General features: G+C 74.6%; 4 protein-coding genes. 2 read left to right on the top strand and 2 right to left on the bottom strand.

What is annotated here, in order from left to right; all coding sequences use genetic code 11:
* Positions 1-911 (top strand): ATP-binding protein (locus RWM17_RS11855; protein ID WP_314103940.1); only part of this gene is annotated, 911 nt, incomplete at its 5' end.
* Complete coding sequence (locus RWM17_RS11850; protein ID WP_314103939.1) at positions 908-1,681, top strand: response regulator; 774 nt, start codon at positions 908-910, stop codon at positions 1,679-1,681. The genes RWM17_RS11855 and RWM17_RS11850, both read left to right, overlap by 4 nt.
* 151 nt (positions 1,682-1,832) lie before the next feature.
* Here RWM17_RS11850 and RWM17_RS11845 read toward each other — a convergent pair whose 3' ends face one another.
* Positions 1,833-3,824 carry a beta-galactosidase gene (locus RWM17_RS11845; protein ID WP_314103937.1) on the bottom strand — a complete coding sequence of 664 codons (1,992 nt, stop codon included), beginning with the start codon at positions 3,822-3,824 and terminating at the stop codon, positions 1,833-1,835.
* 8 nt (positions 3,825-3,832) lie between these two features.
* The coding region (locus tag RWM17_RS11840) for an alpha-galactosidase (protein WP_314103934.1) at positions 3,833-5,396 on the bottom strand (1,564 nt) is incomplete at its 5' end.

Raw genomic sequence — 5,396 nt, 5'->3', positions numbered from 1 at the left:
GCGCACGGGCAGGCGGCGGGCGGGTCGCGGTCGGGCGTGGCGCGATGGGGCGAGGAGCAGTCGGGGGCCGAGGAGGCGCGGGTCGCGCCCTCGGGACGGTCACCACCCTGCGCGACCACACCGAGCTGCGGCAGCTCACCGACGAGCTGCGCACGATGAGCACCCTCTCGGCGGCCCTGCGATCGCAGACCCACGAGTTCGCGAACCGGCTGCACACGATCGTCGCCCTGATCGAGCTGGGCCGTGCCGACGAGGCGCTCCGCTTCGCCTCGGACGAACTGGACCTCGGCCAAGTGCTCGCCGACCAGGTCGTGGCCGCCGTCGACGAGCCGGTGCTCGCGGCGCTGCTGCTCGGCAAGAGCGCCCAGGCGCGCGAGCGAGCCGTCGAGCTCGAGCTGCACGTCTCGCCCGACTTCCGCACGCCGCGGGTGCCCGTGCGCGACCTCGTGACGGTGCTCGGCAACCTCGTGGACAACGCTCTCGACGCGGCCGCGCCGCGCTGGGCGGATGCGGATCCCGGGGACGGCGCCGCTCCCCCGCGGGCCGGGGCCGAGGTCGATCTCGCCGCGAACCGTGAACCGGACCATGAACCGGGAAAGAACGCGGTTCATGGTGCGGAACGCAGTTCATCCCGCCCCGCGACCGTGAGCGTCGTGCTCGCGCGGCCGGCACAGGGCGTCGTGCGGATCGCCGTCTCCGACAGCGGACCCGGGCTGCCCGAGGGGCGCGACGTCTTCGAGCGGGGCGTCAGCACCAAGCCAGGAGGCGCCGAGGGGCGCGGCATCGGCCTCGCGCTCGTGGCCCAGGTCGCGCGGCGGGCGGGCGGCACCGTCGACGCCCGCTCGACGGAGCACGGGACCACGATCACGGTCGACCTCCCGGACGACGAGGAGGCGGTGGTGCGGTCGTGATCGACGCCTCCTCGTCCCGGTCCCTGCCCCCCACGACGCCCGCGGTGCGCGTGCTCGTCGTCGACGACGAGCCGCTCACGGCGGAGGCGCACGGCGCGTACGTCACGCGGCTCGACGGGTTCGAGCTGGTCGGCGTGGTGCACGACGGCCGGTCCGCCCTCGACAGGCTGCGACAGCCCGGCGTCGACCTCGTGCTGCTCGACCTGACCCTGCCCGACATCCACGGGATCCAGCTCTGCCGGGCGCTGCGCGCAGCCGGCTCGACGGTCGACGTCGTCGCCGTCACGGCGGTGCGCGACGTCGCGGTCGTCAAGAGCGCGGTGTCGCTCGGGATCGTGCAGTACCTCATCAAGCCGTTCGGCTTCGCGACCTTCGCGGAGCGGCTCACCGGCTACCTCGCGTTCCGCCGTGGGCTCGACCAGGGCGAGGGGCAGGTCACCCAGACCGAGGTCGACGCGAGCCTCGCGACGCTGCGGACGACCGCCGCCCCCTCGCTCGCGAAGGGGATCGCCCCCGAGACGCTCGCCTCCGTCGTCGAGGCGCTGCGGGCCGCGTCGGACCCGGCGGTCGGCGCGTCCCCCGCTCTCGACGACCACCAGGGGCAGCCCCGAGGAGGCGCACTGTCGGCCGGCGAGGTCGCCGCGGCCGTCGCGGTCTCCCGCGTCACGGCCCGCCGCTACCTCGAGCACCTCGCCGACGCGGGCCAGGTCGACCGGGTGCCCCGGTACGGCGCGCCGGGCCGTCCCGAGCACGAGTACCGCTGGCGCTGAGCCGGCGGGTCCCCGTCTCCCGCGGCGGGTCCGCGTACGGCGCGGCGGGTCCGCGCCCACCCGCCACCGGCGACGGGAACCCGCCGACATCGAGCAAGGAGCGGGAGCAGTGGCAGGAGCGGCAGCAGGCAACGAAGGGGGCGCTGAGCGGCTAGGCGCGGTCCTCGCGGACGACCGCGACCCCGCCCGCGGGCACCACGACGCGCCCCGAGCACACCTCGCCCGTCAGGAGGTCGGTGCCGGTGACCTCGGCCCAGCCCTCCGACTCGGCGTGGTTGAGCACGAACAGCCACGACCCCTCGTCCGACGCGCGTCGGACGGCCTCCACGCCGGGCGACGTCACCGCCGCCGGGCTGACCCCGGCCTCGTCGAGCAGCCGATCCACCAGCTCGCCGAGCCCCTCGGCCTCGAGGTCGGAGGCGAGGTACCAGGCCGAGCCTGAGCCGGCCGCCCGCCGGGTCACGGCCGCCCCGCCGGAGACGCCGCCGCTCGTGTACGACGCCACCACCTCGGCGGTCGTCGCCGTGACGTGCTCCGTCCACCGACGGGCGCGCCAGCCGGTGTCGAGCTCGACGACCTCGGTCTCGCCGAGGGGCCAGAAGTCGTCGCCCCGCACGCCGAGCAGGTCGCGGAAGGCACCGGGATGCCCCCCGGTCCTGACCGAGTTGGTCTCGTCGACGATGCCCGAGAACCAGGTCACGAGCACTGTCGCTCCTCTCTCGGCGGCGGCGGCCACGGCGGCGGGCGTCTCGTCGTCGACGAGGAACAGCCCCGGCACGACGACGAGGTCGTAGTCGTCGAGGGGGTGCCACGGCGGCACGACGTCGACGGTGACCGACCGCGCGAACAGCGCCGCGTGGACCGCCCTGGCCGTGGTGGCGTAGTCGAGCCGTGCGGAGGGCTTGTGGCCGCTGCGCAGGGCCCAGCCGGCCTCGTCGTCGTGGAGCAGCGCGACCCTGGTGCCGACGACCCGGCTGCCGGCGACCTCGGCCAGCCGCGCGACGTCCGCGCCGAGCGCCACGATCTGCCGGAACGAGCGCGACTCGGGGCCGGAGTGCGGCAGCATCGCCGAGTGGAACTGCTCGGTCCCCGAGCGCGACGCACGCCACTGGAAGTACATGACGCTGTCCGAGCCGCGCGCCACGTGCCCGAGCGCGTGCCGGACGAGCTCGCCCGGCCCCTTCGGCTGGCTGACCGGGTGCCAGGTGGAGCCGCCGGTCGCGTGCTCCATCAGGAGCCACGGGCCGCCTCCCGAGATGCCCCTCATCCGGTCGCCCGCGAAGGCGAGCTCCTGGTGCTTCATCGGGTCGGGGCCGTACGTGTAGTGGTCGTTCACGACGATGTCGACCTCGTCGGCCCACCGGGGGTAGTCGACGACGTCGGGGCCGAGGCCGACCATGAAGTTGGTCGTCACGGGCACGTCGGGTGTCACACGGCGCAGCACCGCCGCCTCGGCCCGGTAGCAGTCGAGCAGGGCGTGGGACGAGAAGCGCTCGTAGTCGAGGAGCTGCCCGGGGTTGTGCGCCGTGATGCCGCGGGGCGTCGTGACCTCGTCGAACGACGAGTACGAGTTGCCCCAGAACGCCGTGCCCCACGCCGCGTTGAGGGCCTCGACCGTGCCGTGTCGGGCCTCGACCCACGACTGGAAGGCCGCCTCCGAGACGGGGCAGTGGCACCGGGCGTTGCCGCCGCCGAGCTCGTTGCTCACGTGCCACAGCCGGACGGCGGGATGGCCGGCGACGTGCGCGGCGAGCGCCTCGACGACGCGCAGCGCGTAGCGCCGGAAGACCGTCGACGACGGGCAGAAGCCGAGTCGACCGCCGGGGGCGAGAGGGTGCCCGAGTGCGTCCTGCGGCAGGATCTCCGGGTGCAGGCGGTGCAGCCACATGGGGACGGACGCCGTCGGGGTGGCGAGGTCGACCCGGATGCCGTTCTCGTGCAGCAGGTCGAGCACCCGGTCGAGCCAGTCGAAGTCGAACGCGCCGTCGCGCGGCTCGTACTTGATCCAGGAGAACACGCCGACGGTGACGAAGCCGACGCCGGCCTCGCGCATCAGCTCGACGTCCTCGAGCAGCACGTCCCAGTCCCACTGCTCCGGGTTGTAGTCGCCCCCGAAGGCGATGCCCTCCGTGGGCCACCTCATGCTGCTGCTCACGCGTCTGCCTCGCCTTCTCCGTCGTCGTGGCCGGTCGACAGGAGCTCGAGGACCCTCGCCGTGGGCCCGGCGACCTCGACGACCACCGTGAGCTCCGCCTCCTGCGGGTCCCAGCTCCACGACCAGCCGGCGGGGTCGGTCGGGAAGAACGGCCGGACCCGCACCTCCTGCCCGCGCAGCCCCGGCAGCGAGAGGACGACACGGTCGTCGTCGCCCTGGCAGCGCCAGACGCTGAGGTGCGTCACGGAGCCGCCACCGGCACCGACACCGGCACCCGCGTCGGCACCCGCACCCGCACCCGCGGTCAGCGCCAGGGCCGTCCACGCGTCCTCCCACGCCGGCAGCCCGAGCGGCCACGACGGCACGGCCCGCTCGATCGAGCCGAGCACCTCGCGGTGCGCCGACACGGCGGCGCGGACGACGTCGCGCTGGGCGGCGTCCATCCGGTTCAGGTGCCCGGACAGGTACATCCGGCCGAGCACCGCGTTCACGAGCGAGAACGTGAACAGCTCGGGCTCCATGCCGGCGTGCGGGTAGGCCCAGTGCCCGGCCTGCTCGGGCAGCAGCGCGGCGGGCGCCGCGGCCGCGATCGTCGCGTACATCACCGGGTCCTGCTGGTCGGAGGTCGACTGCACGTGCAGCCGCGACATCATCGCCCAGTCCATCCGCATCGCGCCCGAGGCGCAGTTCTCGATCAGGAGGCGCGGGTGGCGCTCCTGGACGTCGTCCAGCCAGGCGAGCAGCGCCCGCGAGTGCTCGAGCAGGCCCGCACCGGGAGCGAGCCCGCCGGCGTCCGTGCCGGGGCCCGTCATCGTGTTGTAGTCCATCTTGAAGAAGCCGACGCCGTGGTCGCCGACGAGCCGGTCGACGACGCCGTCGAGGTGCACCCGCGCGGCCGGGCTCCGCAGGTCGAGCAGGTGCCGGCCGTGGTCGGCGACGCGGACGCCGCCCCGCGTGAAGAACGCCTCGTCGGGCAGGGAGGCGGCGAGCGGCGACCGCACGCCGATCACCTCGGGCTCGAGCCACAGCCCCGGCACCATCCCCCGGTCTCGGATCCGGTCGAGCACCTCGTCGATCCCGCCGGGGAACCGGCTCGCGGCGGGCTGCCACTCGCCGACCGTGTCCCACCAGTGGCCCTCGGCGTACCAGCCGGCGTCGATGCAGAAGTAGTCCGCGCCGACCTCGGACGCGGCGTCGATCAGCGGCAGCAGCTTCTCGGTGGTGGGGTCGCCCATCAGCGTGTTCATGTAGTCGTTGAAGACGACGGGCAGGTCGTGGTCGACCTCGCGGACGAGGCGCGTGGCACGCCGCTGGGCCGTCATCGCGGCCAGGACCTCGTCGACGCCGCCCGCCGCGACGGCGACCGAGGCCGGCGCCGACGTGAAGACCTCGCCGGGGCGGAGCACGAGGCTCCAGTGGTTCTCGGGGTCGGTCGGTCCCGACAGCAGCAGGTAGGCGCCGTGCCGCGTCTCGCCGAGCTCGAACAGCCAGGGCCCGGCGTGCTCGACCTGCCAGGCGAGCGCGGCCGAGCCGTCGCGGGCGAGCAGCGCGGCGGTGGGC

This window comes from uncultured Frigoribacterium sp., from assembly GCF_963515265.1.
GTDB lineage: Bacteria > Actinomycetota > Actinomycetes > Actinomycetales > Microbacteriaceae > Frigoribacterium.
Note: the sequence above shows the minus strand (reverse complement) of the source record. Positions and strands in the feature narration are given on the sequence as shown.